Source organism: Azohydromonas caseinilytica (assembly GCF_012927045.1).
Lineage (GTDB): Bacteria > Pseudomonadota > Gammaproteobacteria > Burkholderiales > Burkholderiaceae_C > Azohydromonas > Azohydromonas caseinilytica.
Genome location: NZ_JABBFW010000006.1, coordinates 57,915 through 75,470 on the forward strand (window position 1 = coordinate 57,915; position 17,556 = coordinate 75,470).

General features: G+C 65.7%; 15 protein-coding genes. 2 read left to right on the plus strand and 13 right to left on the minus strand.

From position 1 onward, the window contains the following. Window positions 1–27: 27 nt before the first annotated feature. The 5 genes from pstS to HHL10_RS10475 all read right to left on the minus strand — a co-directional run bounded on the left by pstS (window position 28) and on the right by HHL10_RS10475 (window position 6,382). Window positions 28–1,062, minus strand: coding sequence for a phosphate ABC transporter substrate-binding protein PstS (gene pstS / locus HHL10_RS10455; protein WP_169160312.1), 1,035 nt, complete (start codon window positions 1,060–1,062; stop codon window positions 28–30). Window positions 1,063–1,319: 257 nt separating this feature from the next. Beyond that, window positions 1,320–2,651 carry a phosphoglucosamine mutase gene (gene glmM / locus HHL10_RS10460; RefSeq protein ID WP_169160313.1) on the minus strand — a complete coding sequence of 444 codons (1,332 nt, stop codon included), beginning with the start codon at window positions 2,649–2,651 and terminating at the stop codon, window positions 1,320–1,322. Between the two features lie 75 nt (window positions 2,652–2,726). Further along, a complete protein-coding gene (gene folP, locus HHL10_RS10465; RefSeq protein ID WP_169160314.1) occupies window positions 2,727–3,575 on the minus strand; it encodes a dihydropteroate synthase in 849 nt (282 codons plus the stop codon). A gap of 60 nt (window positions 3,576–3,635) precedes the next feature. Further along, a complete protein-coding gene (gene ftsH, locus HHL10_RS10470) occupies window positions 3,636–5,546 on the minus strand; it encodes an ATP-dependent zinc metalloprotease FtsH (RefSeq protein WP_169160315.1) in 1,911 nt (636 codons plus the stop codon). A gap of 161 nt (window positions 5,547–5,707) precedes the next feature. Further along, window positions 5,708–6,382, minus strand: coding sequence for an RlmE family RNA methyltransferase (locus HHL10_RS10475; RefSeq protein ID WP_169160316.1), 675 nt, complete (start codon window positions 6,380–6,382; stop codon window positions 5,708–5,710). A gap of 20 nt (window positions 6,383–6,402) precedes the next feature. Here HHL10_RS10475 and HHL10_RS10480 point away from each other — a divergent pair, with 20 nt between their 5' ends. Further along, window positions 6,403–6,876 carry a YhbY family RNA-binding protein gene (locus HHL10_RS10480; protein ID WP_169160317.1) on the plus strand — a complete coding sequence of 158 codons (474 nt, stop codon included), beginning with the start codon at window positions 6,403–6,405 and terminating at the stop codon, window positions 6,874–6,876. Window positions 6,877–6,889: 13 nt separating this feature from the next. On the opposite strand, the gene HHL10_RS10485 is transcribed toward HHL10_RS10480, so the two are convergent. The 5 genes from HHL10_RS10485 to HHL10_RS10505 form a co-directional block, all read right to left on the minus strand. After that, window positions 6,890–7,345 carry a DUF4149 domain-containing protein gene (locus tag HHL10_RS10485; protein WP_169160318.1) on the minus strand — a complete coding sequence of 152 codons (456 nt, stop codon included), beginning with the start codon at window positions 7,343–7,345 and terminating at the stop codon, window positions 6,890–6,892. Window positions 7,346–7,350: 5 nt separating this feature from the next. Then, entirely contained in the window at window positions 7,351–7,827 is a 477-nt protein-coding gene (gene greA / locus HHL10_RS10490; RefSeq protein ID WP_169160319.1) for a transcription elongation factor GreA, read from the minus strand. Between the two features lie 107 nt (window positions 7,828–7,934). Further along, window positions 7,935–11,189, minus strand: coding sequence for a carbamoyl-phosphate synthase large subunit (gene carB / locus HHL10_RS10495; RefSeq protein ID WP_169160320.1), 3,255 nt, complete (start codon window positions 11,187–11,189; stop codon window positions 7,935–7,937). A 1-nt stretch (window position 11,190) separates the two neighbouring features. Further along, window positions 11,191–12,357 carry a glutamine-hydrolyzing carbamoyl-phosphate synthase small subunit gene (carA, locus tag HHL10_RS10500; RefSeq protein ID WP_169160321.1) on the minus strand — a complete coding sequence of 389 codons (1,167 nt, stop codon included), beginning with the start codon at window positions 12,355–12,357 and terminating at the stop codon, window positions 11,191–11,193. A 249-nt stretch (window positions 12,358–12,606) separates the two neighbouring features. Then, entirely contained in the window at window positions 12,607–13,017 is a 411-nt protein-coding gene (locus HHL10_RS10505; RefSeq protein WP_169160322.1) for a GlcG/HbpS family heme-binding protein, read from the minus strand. 205 nt (window positions 13,018–13,222) lie between these two features. On the opposite strand from HHL10_RS10505, the gene HHL10_RS10510 reads away from it, so the two are divergent. Then, window positions 13,223–13,924 (plus strand): Bax inhibitor-1/YccA family protein, encoded by a 702-nt coding sequence (locus HHL10_RS10510; RefSeq protein WP_169160323.1) that lies wholly within the window; start codon window positions 13,223–13,225, stop codon window positions 13,922–13,924. 68 nt (window positions 13,925–13,992) lie between these two features. Here the strand turns inward: HHL10_RS10510 and rlmD are convergent, their stop codons facing one another. The 3 genes from rlmD to HHL10_RS10525 all read right to left on the minus strand — a co-directional run bounded on the left by rlmD (window position 13,993) and on the right by HHL10_RS10525 (window position 17,553). Further along, a complete protein-coding gene (rlmD, locus tag HHL10_RS10515) occupies window positions 13,993–15,417 on the minus strand; it encodes a 23S rRNA (uracil(1939)-C(5))-methyltransferase RlmD (RefSeq protein WP_169160324.1) in 1,425 nt (474 codons plus the stop codon). A gap of 112 nt (window positions 15,418–15,529) precedes the next feature. Beyond that, window positions 15,530–16,552, minus strand: coding sequence for an RNA polymerase sigma factor RpoS (gene rpoS, locus HHL10_RS10520; protein WP_235971292.1), 1,023 nt, complete (start codon window positions 16,550–16,552; stop codon window positions 15,530–15,532). 26 nt (window positions 16,553–16,578) lie between these two features. Beyond that, window positions 16,579–17,553 (minus strand): peptidoglycan DD-metalloendopeptidase family protein, encoded by a 975-nt coding sequence (locus HHL10_RS10525; protein WP_169160325.1) that lies wholly within the window; start codon window positions 17,551–17,553, stop codon window positions 16,579–16,581. Window positions 17,554–17,556: the final 3 nt, after the last annotated feature.

Sequence of the window (17,556 nt, forward strand, 5' to 3'; positions counted from 1 at the left end):
AGCGCCATGGCAGGCCACGGTTTCCGCTTACTTGGCAGCCAGTGCCTTGCCGTCGCTGCCCTTGATGCCGGCCCACTGCTTGCGCACCAGCGCCTTGAGGGGCTCGGGCAGCGCCACGTACTCCAGCTCGGTGGCCATGGCGTCGCCGCTGCTGTAGGCCCAGTCGAAGAACTTCAGCGCCGCCGCGGCCGAGGCGGCCTTCTCCGGCGTCTTGTGCATGAGGATGTAGGTCGCGCCGGTCAGCGGCCAGGCATCCTTGCCCGGCTGGTCGGTGAGCACCTGGAAGAAGCTCTTGTTCCAGTCGGCACTGGCGGCAGCAGCCTTGAAGTTGGCGTCGTCCGGGGCCACGAAGCTGCCGGCCTGGTTCTTCAGCAGCGCGTACGTCATCTTGTTCTGCTTGACGTAGGCGTACTCGACGTAGCCGATGGCGCCGGGCAGGCGCTGCACGAAGGCGGCCACGCCCTCGTTGCCCTTGCCGCCCGCGCCCGTGGGCCAGTTCACCGCCGTGCCCTCGCCCACCTTGGACTTCCACTCGGCGTTGGCCTTGGAGAGGTAGTTGGTGAACAGGAAGCTCGTGCCCGAGCCGTCGGCGCGGCGCACCACGGCGATGGCCGCATCGGGCAATGCCAAGCCGGGATTCAATGCGGTGATCGCAGCATCGTTCCAGCGCTTGATCTTGCCCAGGTAGATATCACCCAGCACCTGGCCGGTGAGTTTCAACTGCCCGGGCTGCAGACCCTTGACGTTGACCACCGGCACCACGCCGCCGATGACGGTGGGGAACTGCAGCAGACCGTCCTTGGCCAGTTCCTCGTCCTTGAGCGGCATGTCGGTGGCGCCGAAGTCCACCGTCTTGGCCTTGACTTGCTTGATACCGGCGCCCGAGCCCACCGACTGGTAGTTCACACGTACGCCAGTGCCCTTGTTGTAGGCATCGGCCCACTTGGCGTAAATGGGTGCCGGAAACGTGGCCCCTGCACCCGTCACATCCTGAGCGGCGGCGGTGCCGACGGCGGCGGTGAGCAGGGTGCCGAGCAGCAGCGGCAAGGAGTGGCGCGACATCGCGGGTCCTCAAGGCAGTTGAGCGATGAGCGCGACTGTAGGCAGCCTGTGTGACATCTCTATGACAGTGACGCCGTAACCATGAATGCACTGTCACATCCCGGTCTCATAGAAACGCCCTGACGCCGGCGCCAAGGCCATGGCGGCAACGTCACGCGCACGTCATCGAGGCAGCACATGCCAGTGCACTGTTCAAGCGAACAAAAAAAGAGGCGGACATGCCGCCTCTCGTCGGGACCGATAGGTTCCAGATACCGTCAGGCGCGTGCGGCTTCGGCAAGCCGTTCGGCACAGGCGCGCCCCTGTTCACCATCCCGGGCCTCGACCATCACGCGCAGCACGGGCTCGGTGCCCGAAGCCCGGATCAGCACGCGGCCTGCTTCGCCCAGCGCACGCTCGACGTCCGCCTGCACTTCGGCCAGCTTCGTGTTGCGCTTCCAATCCGCGCCTTCGGCCAGGCACACGTTGAGCAGCGTTTGCGGGAACAGGGACACGCCCTCCAGCAAAGAGGCCAGCGAGCGGCCATGGCGGCACACGGCCTGCAGGATCTGCAACGCGCTGACGATGCCGTCGCCCGTGGTGTGGCGATCCAGGGCAATCAAATGGCCGGAGCCTTCGCCACCGAGTTGCCAACCGCGCGCCGAAAGCTCTTCCAATACATAGCGGTCGCCGACCTTGGCACGCACCAGCGGCACATCCAGGCGACGCAAGGCCAATTCCACACCCATGTTGGTCATGAGAGTGCCCACCGCGCCGGGCACGCCCTGCCCTTGCGCCAAGCGGTCGGCCACCATGACATAGAGCAGCTCGTCGCCGTTGTAGAGCCGGCCGGCGGCATCCACCATCTGCAACCGATCAGCGTCGCCGTCGAGGGCAATGCCGTAGTCCGCACCATGCTCGCGCACGGCCTGCACCAGGGCCTGGGGCGCGGTCGCGCCCACGCCAGCGTTGATGTTGAGGCCGTCCGGACTTGCACCGATGGTCACGACTTCGGCGCCCAGCTCATGGAACACCGCCGGAGCCACTTGGTAAGCCGCGCCATGCGCGGCATCCACCACCAGCTTCATGCCCTTGAACGAAAGCTCGTTGCTGACGGTGCTCTTGCAGAACTCGATGTAGCGCCCGCCCGCATCCTGCAGCCGGCGTGCCTTGCCCAAACCCGTGGAATCCACCCAGCTCGGCGACTCCAGCAGCGCCGCCTCGACTGCCAATTCCCAGGCATCGGGCAGCTTCTGGCCATGAGCCGAGAAAAACTTCACGCCGTTGTCGTTGAAAGGGTTGTGCGAGGCACTGATGACCACGCCCAGGTCCAGGCGCAATGCACGTGTGAGGTAGGCCACACCGGGCGTGGGCAGCGGCCCGCTGAGCAGGACGTCCACACCGGCCGAAGCAAAGCCGGCCTCCAGCGCGGACTCGATCATGTAGCCGGAGATGCGCGTGTCCTTGCCGATCAGTACCGTGGGGCGCTTCGCCCCGGTGCGCAGCACACGCCCGACGGCATGTCCAAGCCGCAGCATGAAATCCGGCGTGATCGGCGATTGGCCAACGGTCCCCCGGATACCGTCCGTGCCGAAGTAATTCCTGCTCATCCTCTTTCCTCGTTGTGCTTGTGCGTCAGCGTCCACGGCCCTTTCCAGGGCAACTTGGCATTGTCGTTCACCAGTTCAGTGAGCCGAGTTGCTCCCGGCCAAGCCGGCTGCCTGCCAGACCCGCATCGCATCCACGGTCGCGGCCACATCGTGAACTCGTACCACGCGTGCGCCCTGCGTCACGGCGGCCAGGACTGCGGCCACGCTGGGCACCAAGCGCTGGTCCACGGGTCGGCCAGTGACCGTGCCAAGGCAAGACTTGCGAGACAAACCTACCAGCAGCGGCCGACCCAGTACCAGCAGTTCGCGCTGACGCTGCAGCAGCTCCAGGTTATGCGCGACGGTCTTGCCGAAGCCGTACCCTGGGTCCAGGACCACGCGCTCGTCGGCCACGCCGTGCGCGCGCAGCGCCGTCAACCGCTCGGCCAGGAACGCACCGACTTCCGCTGCCACGTCGCCATAGACCGGCGCCACCTGCATCGTGGCCGGCTCGCCCTGCATGTGCATCACGCATACGCCAGCGCCCACGCCGCTCGCCAGCAGCGCTTCCAGTGCGCCGGGCCGCTGCAGCGAGCGCACGTCGTTGATGATGTCCACGCCTAGGTCCAGCGCGGTACGGATCACCAACGGACTGCTGGTGTCCACCGACACCGGCACGCCCAGCTTCACCGCGTGACGCAGCACCGGTTCGACGCGAGCCAGCTCTTCTGCCTCAGTTGGCGTGCTGGAACCCGGCCGGGTCGATTCGCCGCCGATGTCCAAGATATCAGCGCCCTCCGCCAACAGTTGCTCGCAATGCGCCAGCGCCGACATCGCATCGGCATGCTGACCACCGTCCGAGAACGAATCCGGAGTGACATTGACGATACCCATCACCTGCGGGCGCGAGAGATCGATGCGAAAGCGTGTGGTGGACCAGTACATGGGCAGATGAAAGAAAACACGGGGCCCCGAAGGGCCCCGTGCGGGTTCAGCAAAACGAGGTCAGGACGATGCCGTGGCGGGCGTGCCGTCCGGGTTGACCGGCGGCGTGACACTGCCACCGGAACGCGGCGGCGTGGACGTCCAGTCCTTGGGCGGGCGCGGCGGCTTGCCGGCCATGATGTCGTCGATCTGGTCGCTGTCGATGGTCTCCCACTCGATCAGCGCCCGCGCCATCGCGTGCATCTTGTCCTTGTTTTCTTCGATGAGCCGGCGCGCGATGGCGTACTGCTCGTCGATGATCTTGCGGATCTGCTTGTCCACCTTCTGCATCGTCTCCTCGGAGACGTTGACCTGCTTGGTGACCGAGCGGCCAAGGAACACCTCGCCCTCGTTCTCCGCGTACACCATAGGGCCCAGTTCGTCCGTCATGCCATAGCGCGTGACCATGTCTCTGGCAATCTGCGTAGCGCGCTCGAAGTCATTGGAAGCGCCGGTGGTCATCTGGTTCATGAACACCTCTTCCGCAATGCGGCCACCGAACAGCACGGAGATGGTGGAGAGCATGCGCTCCTTGTCCATGCTGTAGCGGTCGCCTTCAGGCAATTGCATCGTCACACCCAAGGCACGACCGCGCGGGATCACCGTGACCTTGTGCACCGGGTCAGTCTTTGGCATCAGGCGCGCCACCAGAGCATGACCAGCCTCGTGGTACGCCGTGTTCTTGCGCTCCTCCTCGGGCATGACCATGGACTTGCGCTCCGGGCCCATCATGATCTTGTCCTTGGCCTTCTCGAAGTCGACCATTTCCACCACGCGCGCATTGCGGCGGGCGGCGAACAGCGCAGCTTCGTTGACCAGGTTGGCCAAGTCGGCACCCGAGAAGCCCGGCGTGCCGCGCGCCAGGATGTCGGCGCGAATGTCCTGGCCGACCGGAACTTTGCGCATGTGCACATTGAGGATCTGTTCGCGGCCCCGCACGTCGGGCAGCGTGACGTAGACCTGGCGGTCGAAGCGGCCCGGACGCAGCAGCGCGGGGTCGAGGATGTCAGGCCGGTTGGTGGCCGCCATCACGATCACACCCAGGTTGGTTTCGAAGCCGTCCATCTCGACCAGCATCTGGTTGAGAGTCTGCTCACGCTCGTCATTGCCGCCGCCCAGGCCGGCACCACGGTGGCGACCCACGGCGTCGATCTCGTCCACGAAGATGATGCAGGGAGCGCTCTTCTTGGCCTGCTCGAACATGTCACGCACGCGAGCCGCACCGACACCGACGAACATCTCCACGAAGTCGGAGCCAGAAATGCTGAAGAACGGCACCTTGGCCTCGCCCGCGATGGCCTTGGCGAGCAGCGTCTTGCCGGTACCCGGGGGGCCGACCAGCAGCACGCCGCGCGGGATGCGGCCACCCAGCTTCTGGAAGCGCTGTGGGTCCTTGAGGAAGTCCACCAGTTCCTTCACTTCCTCCTTGGCCTCATCACAGCCAGCAACGTCGGCAAAGGTGGTGGAGTTGTTGGCTTCGTCGAGCATGCGCGCCTTGCTCTTGCCGAAGCTAAAGGCGCCGCCCTTGCCGCCGCCCTGCATCTGGCGCATGAAGTAGATCCACACGCCAATGAGCAGGAGCATCGGTCCCCAACTCACAAGGATGCTCATCAGCACCGAAGGCTCTTCACGCGGCTTAACGTCGAATTTGACGCCGTTGTTGATCAGGTCACCCACCAGCCCCCGATCGAGATACGTGGCGGTGCTGCGCAACCGCTTGTCGTCAGTGGTAATGGCGATGATGTCAGTGCCGCCATTGCCTTCCTGCAGCGTCACGGACTTGATGCGCTTGGCACGCACCTCTTCCAGAAAATCTGAATAACCGATTTGGTTACCGGCCGTCACTCCGCGGTCGAACTGCTTGAAGACCGTGAACAGCACGAGTGCGATCACCATCCAGACAGCGACTTTAGAGAACCATTGATTGTTCACCGCGGCTCCTTCTAGCAAACCAGGCACAGCCACGCCCGCGAGGCGCGACTGTGCGGAATTGGGGGCAATTTTAGTTCAGTCAAGGGTTCGGCAATTTTTGCTTTGTCCCGGGACAGCACAGGTGTTTTCGCCTGCCTGCTGCCGCCTACGGACACTGAACATCATGACCTTTTCAGACCAATGCCAACGAGGAAAGTTTCCGCCGAGCGATCGCGCGACGCCTTGGGCTTGATCGGCTTGACCGTGCGGAAATGCCGTTTGAACAATTCCACCAGCTGGCTGTAGCCACTGCCGTGAAAAACCTTGCATACCAGTGCGCCAGACGGCTTGAGGTGCCCCTCGCAGAACTCCACGGCCAGCTCGACCAGATCGGCAATGCGCGCGGCATCGGCACTTTCGATGCCAGACAGGTTGGGCGCCATGTCGGACACCACCAGATCGGCCTGTTGTCCCTGCAGTGCCTCGTGCAACTGCGCCAGCACCGTGTCCTCACGGAAATCGCCCTGGATGAAATGCACACCCTCAACCGGCTCAAACGGCAGGATATCCAGCGCGATAAGCCTGCCGTTCAGTTCACCGACAGCGGCACCGCCCGCACCGGCCGCCTTAGGCGCAAATCGGCGGCGCAGGTACTGGCTCCAGGCGCCTGGCGCAGCGCCCAAGTCCACCACGACTTGCCCGGGCCGCACCAAGCCTAGCGTCTCGTCGATTTCCTTGAGCTTGTAGGCGGCACGGGAGCGGTAGCCGTCCCTTTGCGCCATCTTCACGTAAGGGTCATTGATGTGGTCGGCCAGCCAAGCCTTGTTGACCTTCTTGCTCTTGGTCTTGATCTTCATGCTGCGTCGATAATGTAAAGATGTCTGCGATCAATCTGACCCCGGCCCAGCGCAAGGAACACCGCGCCGCCGCTCACCACCTCGACCCCGTCGTACAGATCGGGGCCGATGGCCTCACGCCCGGCGTGCTCAAGGAACTCGATGCCGCGCTCAAGGCTCATGGCCTGATCAAGGTGCGTGTCTTCTCCGACGACCGCGCCGCGCGTGAAGCCTTGCTCGGCCAACTGGCCGACCAACTCGACGCTGCGCCCATCCAGCACATCGGCAAACTGCTGGTGCTGTGGCGCCCTATCCCACCCAAAGAATCCGTCGAACGTGAGGACCGTCGCCCCGGGCCAAAGGTGGTCAAAATCGTGAAGTTCAGCAAGAGTGGCAACCACCGCCCGCAAGTCAAGAAGGTGCGCGTGCTGGGCAATGAGCGTGTCACGCCTGGCGGTAGCGTCAAGCGAGCCAAACAACGTACCACCAGCGTCAAGAAGCGCGTCGCTGAGTAAGCGGCTACCGTTATCAAGAATGCGGCGCCTTCTCTGGCGCCGCCACGCGCCAGGACAGCAGCAACACGCACAGGATCTTGAAGCCGAAAAGCACCAGGCTTACGGCGTGCAGTTGTCCAAAAGTCAGAGCACTCTGCCCGGCGCGTGCGGCGGCCATCATGGGCTGCAGGCCGAAGTAGCCGGCCACCGTGAAAAATAGCGCTCCCAGGGCCAACGCCATTTCAAAGCTGAATTGCGGACCCAGACCGGCATGCGCCCGCCGCCGTTCGATGAGCACAACCGCCAACGCCGCAGCCAAGCTCAGGAAAGCCTCCCGCTTGAAGATGAAGGCCACCACCAGCCCGGCCTGAACACGCTCCAGCGTTGCGAACGGAGCCGGTGTGGCCACCAACGCCACACACAGCAGCAGACCTGCCCACAGTGGTGGCAGCAGCCGGCGCAAACGAGCCAAGCCGCCACCGGTCGTCATGTGCCTCACCGGTAATGCACGTCCACGATCTCGTAGTGCTTGATACCGCCCGGAGCCTGCACTTCCGCCACATCACCGGCTTCCTTGCCGATGAGGGCACGCGCGATGGGTGAGCTGATGGAAATGAGGCCCTGCTTGAGGTCGGCCTCGTCATCACCCACGATCTGGTAAGTGACTCCTGCGCCGGTGGCCTTATCTTCCAGGTCCACCGTAGCGCCGAACACCACGCGTCCGCCAGCGTCGAGCTCGGAAGGATCAATCACCTGCGCCGCGGCCAGCTTGCCTTCGATTTCCAGGATGCGGCCCTCGATGAAGCCTTGCTTGTCCTTGGCGGCGTCGTACTCGGCGTTCTCCGACAGGTCGCCCTGTGCCCGCGCCTCCTGAATCGCCAGGACAACCGCGGGCCGCTCGACGTATTTCAGGCGCTGCAGCTCCTCCTTGAGCTTCTCGGCGCCGCGCTTGGTGATGGGAATGGTGGCCATGGTCTGGATCGATGGATGAAAAGCAAAACGCGCCCGCGGCGCGTTTCGGTTCAGGTGTGGAAAACCGTCCCCCTGCTGGCCAGGGGTGACGGTGAAGCGCCCGCAGTTTAGTGCAGTTGGGCGTGCATCTCCTGCAGCGAGATCACGCTGAGGTCCGCCTGATGCTTCAGGGCCTCGGTAGCGGCCTCGCAGCCGGCCATGGTGGTGTAGTAGGTCACACGGTTGGCCAGCGCGGCAGTGCGGATGTAGCGCGAATCGGCAATCGCCGTGCGCGTCTCGTCCACCGTGGTGAACACCAGCTGGATCTCGCCCGCCTTGACCATGTCGGCGATGTGCGGACGACCGTCCTTGACCTTGTTCACGGTCTTCACCGGGATGTCCGCGGCAGCAATCGCCGCAGCCGTGCCCTTGGTGGCCAGCAGCTTGAAGCCCATGGCGTGCAACTCGGCGGCCACTTGGACAGCGCGCGCCTTGTCGCTGTTCTTCACGCTGATCACCACCGCGCCTTGCGTCGGCAGCCGCGAACCTGCGCCGAGCTGGCTCTTGAGCATGGCCTCGCCGAAGCTCTTGCCCACGCCCATGACCTCGCCCGTGGAGCGCATTTCCGGGCCCAGGATCGGGTCCACGCCCGGGAACTTGTTGAACGGGAACACCGCTTCCTTGACGCTGAAGTACGGCGGCACCACTTCGCGCGGCGCGCGGCCATCGGGTCCCTTCTGCTCGGACAGCTTCTGGCCCGCCATGCAGCGCGCGGCGATCTTGGCCAGCGGCTGGCCCGTGGCCTTGGAGACATAAGGAACGGTGCGCGAGGCGCGCGGGTTCACTTCCAGCACATAGACGACGGCCTTGTCCCCTTCGCCCTGGATGGCGAACTGCACGTTCATCAGGCCCACGACCTTGAGCGCCCTGGCCATCAGCGCCGTCTGGCGGCGCAGCTCGTCCTGCAGCGACGCAGGCAGCGAGTACGGCGGCAGCGAGCACGCGGAGTCGCCCGAGTGCACGCCAGCCTGCTCGATGTGCTCCATGATCCCGCCGATCATGACGGCCTCGCCGTCGCTGATGCAGTCCACGTCCACCTCGATCGCGTCATCAAGGAAGCGGTCCAGCAGCACCGGCGACTTCTCGGACACACGCACGGCCTCGCGCATGTAGCGCTCCAGGTCCTTGTCGCCGTGCACGATCTCCATCGCGCGGCCGCCCAGCACGTAGCTCGGCCGCACCACCAGCGGGTAGCCGATCTCGTGCGCCAGCTCCAGTGCCGCCTCTTCGGTGCGGGCGGTGCGGTTGGGCGGCTGCTTGAGGCCCAGCTCGTGCAGCAGCTTCTGGAAGCGCTCGCGGTCCTCGGCAATGTCGATGGAGTCCGGCGAAGTGCCGATGATGGGCACGCCGTTGGCCTCCAGGTCCAGCGCCAGCTTCAGCGGCGTCTGGCCGCCGTACTGCACGATCACACCGACGGGCTTTTCCTTGTCGACGATCTCCAGCACGTCCTCCAGCGTCACCGGCTCGAAGTACAGGCGGTCCGAGGTGTCGTAGTCGGTGGACACGGTTTCCGGGTTGCAGTTGACCATGATGGTCTCGTACCCGTCCTCACGCATCGCCAGCGCCGCGTGCACGCAGCAGTAGTCGAACTCGATGCCCTGGCCGATGCGGTTCGGACCGCCGCCGAGCACCATGATCTTCTTCTTGTCGCTGGGCTGGGCCTCGCACTCCTCGTCGTACGTGGAGTACATGTAAGCCGTCTGCGTCTCGAACTCGGCGGCGCAGGTGTCCACGCGCTTGTAGACCGGACGCACGCCCAGCGCCTGGCGCGCGCGGCGCACGTCATGCTGGTTGCTGCCCAGCAGCTTGCCCAGGCGCTTGTCGGAGAAGCCTTTGCGCTTGAGGAAGAACAGCTCGTCCCTGGACAGGCTCTCCAGCGTGCGGCCCTTGACGGCCTCTTCGGTCTGCACGATCTGCTCGATCTGTGCCAGGAACCACGGGTCGATCGCGGTTTCTTCAAAGATCTCGTCCAGGCTCATGCCGATGCGCAAGGCATCAGCCACGAACAGGATGCGCTCGGGGCCCGGGCTGCCGATTTCCTCCACGATCTCGTCGCGGTCGGTAGAGCGCTCGCTCAGGCCGTCGATACCGGTCTCCAGGCCGCGCAGCGCCTTCTGGAAACTTTCCTGGAAGGTGCGGCCCATGGCCATCACCTCGCCCACGGACTTCATCTGCGTCGTCAGGTGCGGATCGGCCTCACGGAACTTCTCGAAGGCAAAGCGCGGGATCTTGGTGACGACGTAGTCGATGCTGGGCTCGAAGGACGCCGGCGTGGCGCCGCCGGTGATGTCGTTCTTGAGCTCGTCGAGCGTGTAGCCCACGGCCAGCTTGGCGGCGATCTTGGCGATCGGGAAACCCGTGGCCTTGGAGGCCAGCGCCGAGCTGCGGCTCACGCGCGGGTTCATCTCGATCACGATCATGCGGCCGTTGGTCGGGTTGATCGAGAACTGCACGTTGGAGCCGCCGGTGTCCACGCCGATCTCGCGCAGGATGGCGATGGAGGCGTTGCGCAGCAGCTGGTACTCCTTGTCGGTGAGCGTCTGCGCCGGCGCGACCGTGATCGAGTCGCCGGTGTGGATGCCCATCGGGTCCAGGTTCTCGATCGAGCACACGATGATGCAGTTGTCCGCCTTGTCGCGGACGACCTCCATCTCGTACTCCTTCCAGCCGATGAGGCTCTCCTCGATCAGCAGTTCCTTGGTCGGCGAGAGGTCCAGGCCGCGCTTGCAGATCTCCTCGAACTCCTCGGGGTTGTAGGCGATGCCGCCGCCGGTGCCGCCCAGCGTGAAGCTGGGGCGGATCACCATCGGGAAGCCCGAGCCGCCGATCTCGGCCTGGATGCGCTTCTGCACGCCCCAGGCCTCTTCCATGCTGTGGGCGATGCCGCTCTTGGCAGAGTCGAGGCCGATCTTGGTCATCGCCTCCTTGAACTTCTGGCGATCCTCGGCCTTCTCGATGGCGTGCTCGTTGGCGCCGATCATCTCCACGCCGTACTTGTCCAGCACGCCATGGCGGTGCAGGTCCAGGGCGCAGTTGAGCGCCGTCTGCCCGCCCATGGTGGGCAGGATCGCGTCCGGGCGCTCCTTGGCGATGATGCGCTCCACCACCTGCCAGGTGATGGGCTCGATGTACGTGACGTCGGCCGTGGCCGGGTCGGTCATGATGGTCGCCGGGTTCGAGTTGACCAGGATGACCTTGTAGCCTTCCTCGCGCAGCGCCTTGCAGGCCTGGGCGCCGGAATAGTCGAACTCACAGGCCTGGCCGATGATGATCGGGCCGGCGCCGATGATGAGGACGCTCTTGATGTCGGTGCGCTTGGGCATCTCAGTTCTTCTCCGTCTGGCGCGCCGCCATCAGCTCAATGAAGCGGTCGAACAGGTACGCAATGTCGTGCGGGCCGGGCGAGGCCTCGGGGTGCCCCTGGAAGCAGAAGGCGGGTTTGTCGGTCCAGGCCAGGCCTTGAAGCGAGCCGTCGAACAGGCTCACGTGCGTGGCACGCAGGTTCACAGGCAGCGCATCGGCCTTTACGGCAAAGCCGTGGTTCTGGCTGGTGATGCTCACGCGGCCGTTGTCCAGGTCCTTCACCGGATGGTTGGCACCGTGGTGGCCGAACTTCATCTTGTAGGTCGGCGCGCCGGCGGCCAGGGCCATGATCTGGTGGCCCAGGCAGATGCCGAAGGTCGGCAGACCGCTGTTGATCAGCTCGCGCACGGCCTCGATGGCGTAGTCGCAGGGCTGCGGATCGCCAGGACCGTTGGACAGGAAGATGCCGTCGGGCTTGTACGCCAGCGCCTCGCGCGCCGGCGTCTGCGCCGGCAGCACCGTGATGCGGCAGCCGCGGCTGGCGAGCATGCGCAGGATGTTGAACTTCACGCCGTAGTCGTAGGCCACGACGTGAAAGCGCGGTGCTTCCTGGACCCCGTAGCCGACGCCAAGCGTCCATTCGGACTGCGTCCACTCATAGGCCTGGCGCGTGGACACCACCTTGGCCAGATCCTGTCCAGCCATGCTGGGCGCGGCCTTGGCACGTTCCACCGCTTCGGCCTTGTGCGCCTCGGTGATTTCAGTGCCAACGGGGAAAGCGACGATGCAGCCGTTCTGCGCCCCGGTGGTGCGCAGCACGCGCGTCAGGCGTCGCGTGTCGATGTCGGCGATGGCGACCGTGCCCTGCGCCTGCAGGTATTCAGGCAGTGACTGTCCGGCACGGAAGTTGGACAGGCGCACGGGCAGGTCCTTGATCACCAGGCCGGCAGCATGGACCTTCGAGGCCTCGACATCCTCGCCGTTGACGCCGTAGTTGCCGATGTGCGGATACGTCAGCGTGACGATCTGGCGGCAGTAGCTCGGGTCGGTGAGGATTTCCTGATAGCCGGTGAGCGCGGTGTTGAACACCACTTCGCCGACCGTATGACCGGCTGCGCCGATCGAGGTGCCCTGAAAGACCGTGCCGTCTGCAAGTGCGAGAAGTGCGGGAGGCTGTACAGGCAGCAAGGAAGACTCCGGTGTGTGTGCACGCCCGGCGCTGCTGTGGCGCTCGATATTGGTGCGCAACCGGTACGGGACCGGCGGCAGATGAGGCGGAAATTCGCCGGGCGGGATGTTGGCGGGTAAACCTTGGAATTATAGCCGACCCCGGGTTTTCACCCAGAACCGCCCCTTGCCCCGTAAGGAGTTGCCACCAGTCATGCGCCGACTCGGTGCCCTGCGGCACCTCGCTGGCGCATGGCAGGCCTTGCCGTGTCAGGCGGCCTGGAGTGCGGCGATACCCGCGCGCGCAATCTGCGCATCCTCGTTGGACTTGACGCCGCTCACGCCCACGGCACCGATGCAGTGGCCATCCACGATCACCGGCACGCCGCCTTCGAGCAGGCCTTCGATGCCCGGGGCGCTCAGGAACGAGGTGCGGCCCTGGTTGATCATGTCCTCGTAGGCCTTGCTTTCACGCCGACCCAGCGCCGCAGTGCGAGCCTTGGCGGGCGCGATCTGGGCCGACACCGGTGCGGCGCCATCCAGACGCTGCAGCCACAGCAGGTGCCCTCCGTCATCGACGATGGCGACGGTCACGGCCCAGCCGTTGGCTTGCGCTTCGGCGCGCGCGGCCTCGCCCATGGCTTGCACGTCGTCCTGGGTCAACATCGGTCGGTTCTTCATGTTCGAACTGCTTTTGAAGGTGAAAAGGGCCGTTACTGTAGGCGTGGCCGAATGGCCCTTTCGAGGACGCATCCGAAAAACAGATTTGCACTGGCGGCAGCGGCCCGCAGGCTGGAACGGCGCGGTAAATCTCCCCCAAGGGGCGGAACTAGAATCATTGAAGCGGATCGAATCCGCGTCCTGATCATCTTTGGAGGCTTCTTACATGGACCAACGCCTGCAGACTGTCTATTCCAGCCAGGGAACGGCGGGTTCGCTGAGCGTGCAGCAGCGCAACCGCGTGCTGCGCAACACCTACTGGCTGCTGGCGCTGTCGCTGGTGCCCACGGTCCTGGGTGCCTGGGTCGGCGTGAGCACCGGCATCGTGGCCGCGATGGGCACGGGCATGAGTCTGGTCGTGTTCCTGGTCGGTGCCTTCGGCCTGATGTTCGCCATCGAGAAGACCAAGGATTCCGCCGCCGGCGTCGGCGTGCTGCTGGCCTTCACCTTCTTCATGGGCCTGATGCTGTCGCGGCTGCTGGCCGTGGTGCTGGGCTTCTCCAACGGCGCGCAGCTGGTGATGCTGGCCTTCGGCGGCACGGCCGGCGTGTTCCTGGCCGTGGCCTCGCTGGCCACCGTCATCAAGCGCGACCTCACGAACATGGGCAAGTTCCTGTTCGTGGGCGTGATCCTGCTGCTGGTGGCAATGCTGGTGAACATCTTTGTGCAGTCCAGCGCACTGATGATGACGCTGTCGGTGATCGCCATCGGCCTGTTCTCCGCCTTCATGCTCTATGACATCAAGCGGGTGATCGACGGCGGCGAGACCAACTACATCACCGCCACGCTGGCCATCTATCTGGACCTGTACAACATCTTCCAGAACCTGCTGGCGCTGCTGGGCATCTTTGGCGGCGACCGCGAATAACTCGAATACCGCTTCCAGCAAAAAGGCCCCGCGAGGGGCCTTTTTCATGGACACATGTACATGCCGCCTCAGGCGGAGGACGCTGCACCGGCATCGACCTCGGTCGCCTTCGGCACCGCAAACGGATCGCGCTCGAACACCGCCATGCTCTCCACATGCGCCGTGTGCGGGAACATGTTGACCGCGCCGGCAGCCGTGCAGCGGTAGCCGGCCTGGTGCACCAGCAGCCCGGCGTCGCGCGCCAGCGTGGCCGGGTTGCAGCTCACATAGACGATGCGCTGCGGCGGCTCCCAGCCCTGCGGCGCGTCCTGCGGCGACTGGTGCAGGTCGGCCAGCGCCTTGGCCAAGGCAAAAGCGCCCTCGCGCGGCGGATCGACCAGCCAGCGCCGCGCCGGCCCGTACGTCACGATGTCCTCGGGAGTAAGTTCAAACAGGTTGCGGGCCGCGAAGCTGGCCTTGTGCGCCAGGCCATTGCGCAGCGCGTTCTCGCGCGAGCGCTGCACCAGCGCCTCGCTGCCCTCGATGCCCAGCACCTCGCGCGCCTGCGTGGCCAGCGGCAGCGTGAAATTGCCCAGCCCGCAGAACCAGTCGATGACGCGCTCCCCGGGCTGCACGTCCAGCAGCCGCAGCGCCCGGCCCACCAGCACCGTGTTGATGTGATGGTTGACCTGGGTGAAGTCGGTGGGCTTGAAAGGCATGACCACACCGAACTCCGGCAGCGCGTAGGCCAGCTCCGGTCCGCTTTCGTCGAGCAGGTGCACCGTGTCCGGACCCTTGGGTTGCAGCCACCACTGCACGCCATGCTCGGCGGCAAAGGCACGCAGGCGGTCCGCGTCGGCCGTGCTCAGCGGCTCCAGATGACGCAGCACCAGCGCCGTCACCAACCCCTGCGGCCCTTCGCCGATCGCGACCTCGATCTGCGGCAGCCGGTCACGCGCCTCCATGGACGCAATCAGCGCGCGCAGCGGCATCAGCAGCGCGCTCACATGCGGCGGCAGCACCTCGCAGCGCTGCATGTCGGCCACGTAGCGGGACTTGCGCTCGTGAAAGCCCACCAGCACGGTGCCCTTCTTCGCCACATGGCGCACTGACAGCCGCGCGCGATAGCGATAGCCCCAGGTCGGGCCTTCCACCGGGCGCAGCATGCGCTCGGGCTTGACCTTGCCCAAATGCCACAGGTTGTCCTCCAGCACGCGCTGCTTGATGGCGATCTGCGCGCCGGGATGCAGGTGCTGCATCTTGCAGCCGCCACAGGCGCCAGCATGCAGTCCGAAGTGCGGACAGCCCGGCGTCACACGCTGCGAACTCTCGCGCCGCAACGCTTCGAGAACACCCTGCTCCCAGTTGTTCTTGCGCCGCGACACCTGCACCTGCACCTGCTCGCCCGGCAGCGCTCCTTCGATGAAGACGACTTTCCCCTCGGCGTTGTGGGCCACGCCTTGCGCATCGAGGTCCAGCGACTCGACACGCAGCCATTCCTTGTCAACCGTCATGGGCGCGGATTATCCGGCCCGGCCATGAGGCCCCTGCCGTGCGCGGCTTTGCACAGCACCCGGGACGGAACAAATCCGCGCGTGCAAAGCGCCGGATGGCGCAAAGAAGCCGTCAGAAGATCGAGTCGCGATCAACGCCCTGGCGCACCATGCGCCGCCGCAGCTTGACCAGCGCCTCCTGCTGGATCTGCCGGATGCGCTCGCGCGTGAGCCCCATGCGCTCGGCCAGCACCTCCAGCGTCTCGGGCTCGCGGTCGTGCAGCCCGTAGCGGCCGGTCAGCACCTCACGTTCGCGCTCGTTGAGTTCGGAAATGCCGGTGCGCAGCAACTGCTCGACCTCGCGCACCAGGGTCTGGCCCAGCGGATCGAGCGCCTGGTCGTCCGCCACGGTGTCGAGCATGGATTCGCCCTGGTCGCGCTCCAACGGCGCGTCCAGCGACGTGGGCTGCTCGGCAAAGCGCAGCAGCGCCGCCACATCCTGCGCCGAGCGGCCAAGCGCCGCGGCGACCTGCTCGACACTGACGCCGCGCTCGGCGCCATTCCCGTTGGCGCCGCCGTTCTCGCTCTCCAGCGCGCGGCGCATCTTGAGCACCTGGTTCAACTCGCGCACCACATGCACCGGCAGCCGCACCAGCCGGGCCTGGTGCATGATCGCGCGCTCGATGCTCTGGCGAATCCACCACGAAGCGTAGGTGGAGAAGCGAAATCCCCGCTCCGGCTCGAACTTGCCGATGGCATGCATGAGCCCGAGGTTGCCCTCTTCGATCAAGTCGGTCATGGGCAGGCCGCGGCCCATGTAGTTCTTGGCGATGCTCACCACGAGGCGCAGGTTGCGCTCGATCATCGCCTGGCGGGCGTCAAAGTCGCCCGCGCGCGCGCGCACCGCGGTGGCGTATTCCTGTTCCGGCGTCAGCAGCGGCGCGCGGCGAATCTCGCGCAGGTAGAGCTGCAGGGTGTTGCCGACATCGGATTCGCCCACGGGCAGTACCGCGCCCGCATCCGCAGCGGGCTCCGCGGCCGGCTCTTCCGGCACGGCGGCCGGCGGCGCTTCCAGGTCTTCAAGCGCCGCCACCAGCGGCGCGATGTTCACCGGATTCACTCCCGAGCCCTCGCGCATGTCGTATCGCCTGGTCATCGGTGTCCTCCGGTGAAGTGGTGCCGTCAGCGCGGCGGTAGGAGCCGGGTCGGATCGATCGGCTTGCCTTGCTTGCGGATCTCGAAATGCAGCTGTACCCGATTGGCGTCGCTGGCGCCCATCTCGGCGATGCGCTGGCCGCGGCGCACCACCTGGTCTTCCTTGACCAGCAGCGTCTGGTTGTGCGCGTAGGCCGTCAGGTACGTGTTGTTGTGCTTGACGATCACGAGGTTGCCGTAGCCGCGCAGGCCCGAGCCGGCATAGACCACGCGACCATCGGCCGCGGCCAGCACCGGGTCGCCGGCCTTGCCGCCGATGGTGATGCCCTTGTTGCGCGTGTCGTCAAAGGCTGCGGTGACGTTGCCGCCCGCCGGCCAGATCCAGTTGATGCTGTCGTCCGGGTCGCGTGCCGCCGTTTCGCGAGCCGGTGCGCTGGGCACGGCCGCCGAGGCGGTGTCGCTGGCGGAAGCCGCGGCGGCGACCGGCGTCGCGGGCGCGGAAGCGGAAGACGGCGTGGAAGCAGCGGACGGCGCAGACGATGAGGACGGCACGCTGGCCGCGGCCACCGGCGCGGGCTTGGCGTCCAGCGGACGGCTTTCCACGCGGGTGCTCGCCACCGGGCGCGAGGCCACGACCATCGGGTCCACGCCCAGCGGCACCACGCGCACGACCTCGCCGACTTCGATGAGATTGGGGTTGTCGATGCCGCTCCAGCGCGCGATGTCGCGCCAGCTCTGCCCATGCTCCAGGCCGATGCGGATCAGGGTGTCACCCGGGCGGATCGTGTAGTAGCCAGGCTTGCCCGCGTTCTCGATGCCGCGCAGCGGCTTCACGACCTGGACCGGCGCCGGCATCGACGTGGATGGCGTCGGCGTGCGCACGGCGGTACGCGGGCGGTCCTCGACGGGCGCCTGTTGCGTCGGCGAGGCACAGCCGACGATCAGCACCGTCGACACGCCAGCCGCCACGGCCAAGGCGCTACGCCAGGAATTCGAACTCATCGA

Bases quoted from the DNA above. Each gene is read 5' to 3' on its own strand.
- HHL10_RS10475 (WP_169160316.1), bottom strand. From the start codon at position 6,382: ATGAAGATCAAGACCAAGAGCAAGAAGGTCAACAAGGCTTGGCTGGCC.
- HHL10_RS10480 (WP_169160317.1), top strand. From the start codon at position 6,403: ATGTCTGCGATCAATCTGACCCCGGCCCAGCGCAAGGAACACCGCGCC.
- glmM (WP_169160313.1), bottom strand. From the start codon at position 2,651: ATGAGCAGGAATTACTTCGGCACGGACGGTATCCGGGGGACCGTTGGC.
- rpoS (WP_235971292.1), bottom strand. From the start codon at position 16,552: ATGACCAGGCGATACGACATGCGCGAGGGCTCGGGAGTGAATCCGGTG.
- pstS (WP_169160312.1), bottom strand. From the start codon at position 1,062: ATGTCGCGCCACTCCTTGCCGCTGCTGCTCGGCACCCTGCTCACCGCC.
- carB (WP_169160320.1), bottom strand. From the start codon at position 11,189: ATGCCCAAGCGCACCGACATCAAGAGCGTCCTCATCATCGGCGCCGGC.
- HHL10_RS10505 (WP_169160322.1), bottom strand. From the start codon at position 13,017: ATGAAGAACCGACCGATGTTGACCCAGGACGACGTGCAAGCCATGGGC.
- rlmD (WP_169160324.1), bottom strand. From the start codon at position 15,417: ATGACGGTTGACAAGGAATGGCTGCGTGTCGAGTCGCTGGACCTCGAT.
- HHL10_RS10485 (WP_169160318.1), bottom strand. From the start codon at position 7,345: ATGACGACCGGTGGCGGCTTGGCTCGTTTGCGCCGGCTGCTGCCACCA.
- greA (WP_169160319.1), bottom strand. From the start codon at position 7,827: ATGGCCACCATTCCCATCACCAAGCGCGGCGCCGAGAAGCTCAAGGAG.
- HHL10_RS10525 (WP_169160325.1), bottom strand. From the start codon at position 17,553: ATGAGTTCGAATTCCTGGCGTAGCGCCTTGGCCGTGGCGGCTGGCGTG.
- HHL10_RS10510 (WP_169160323.1), top strand. From the start codon at position 13,223: ATGGACCAACGCCTGCAGACTGTCTATTCCAGCCAGGGAACGGCGGGT.
- folP (WP_169160314.1), bottom strand. From the start codon at position 3,575: ATGTACTGGTCCACCACACGCTTTCGCATCGATCTCTCGCGCCCGCAG.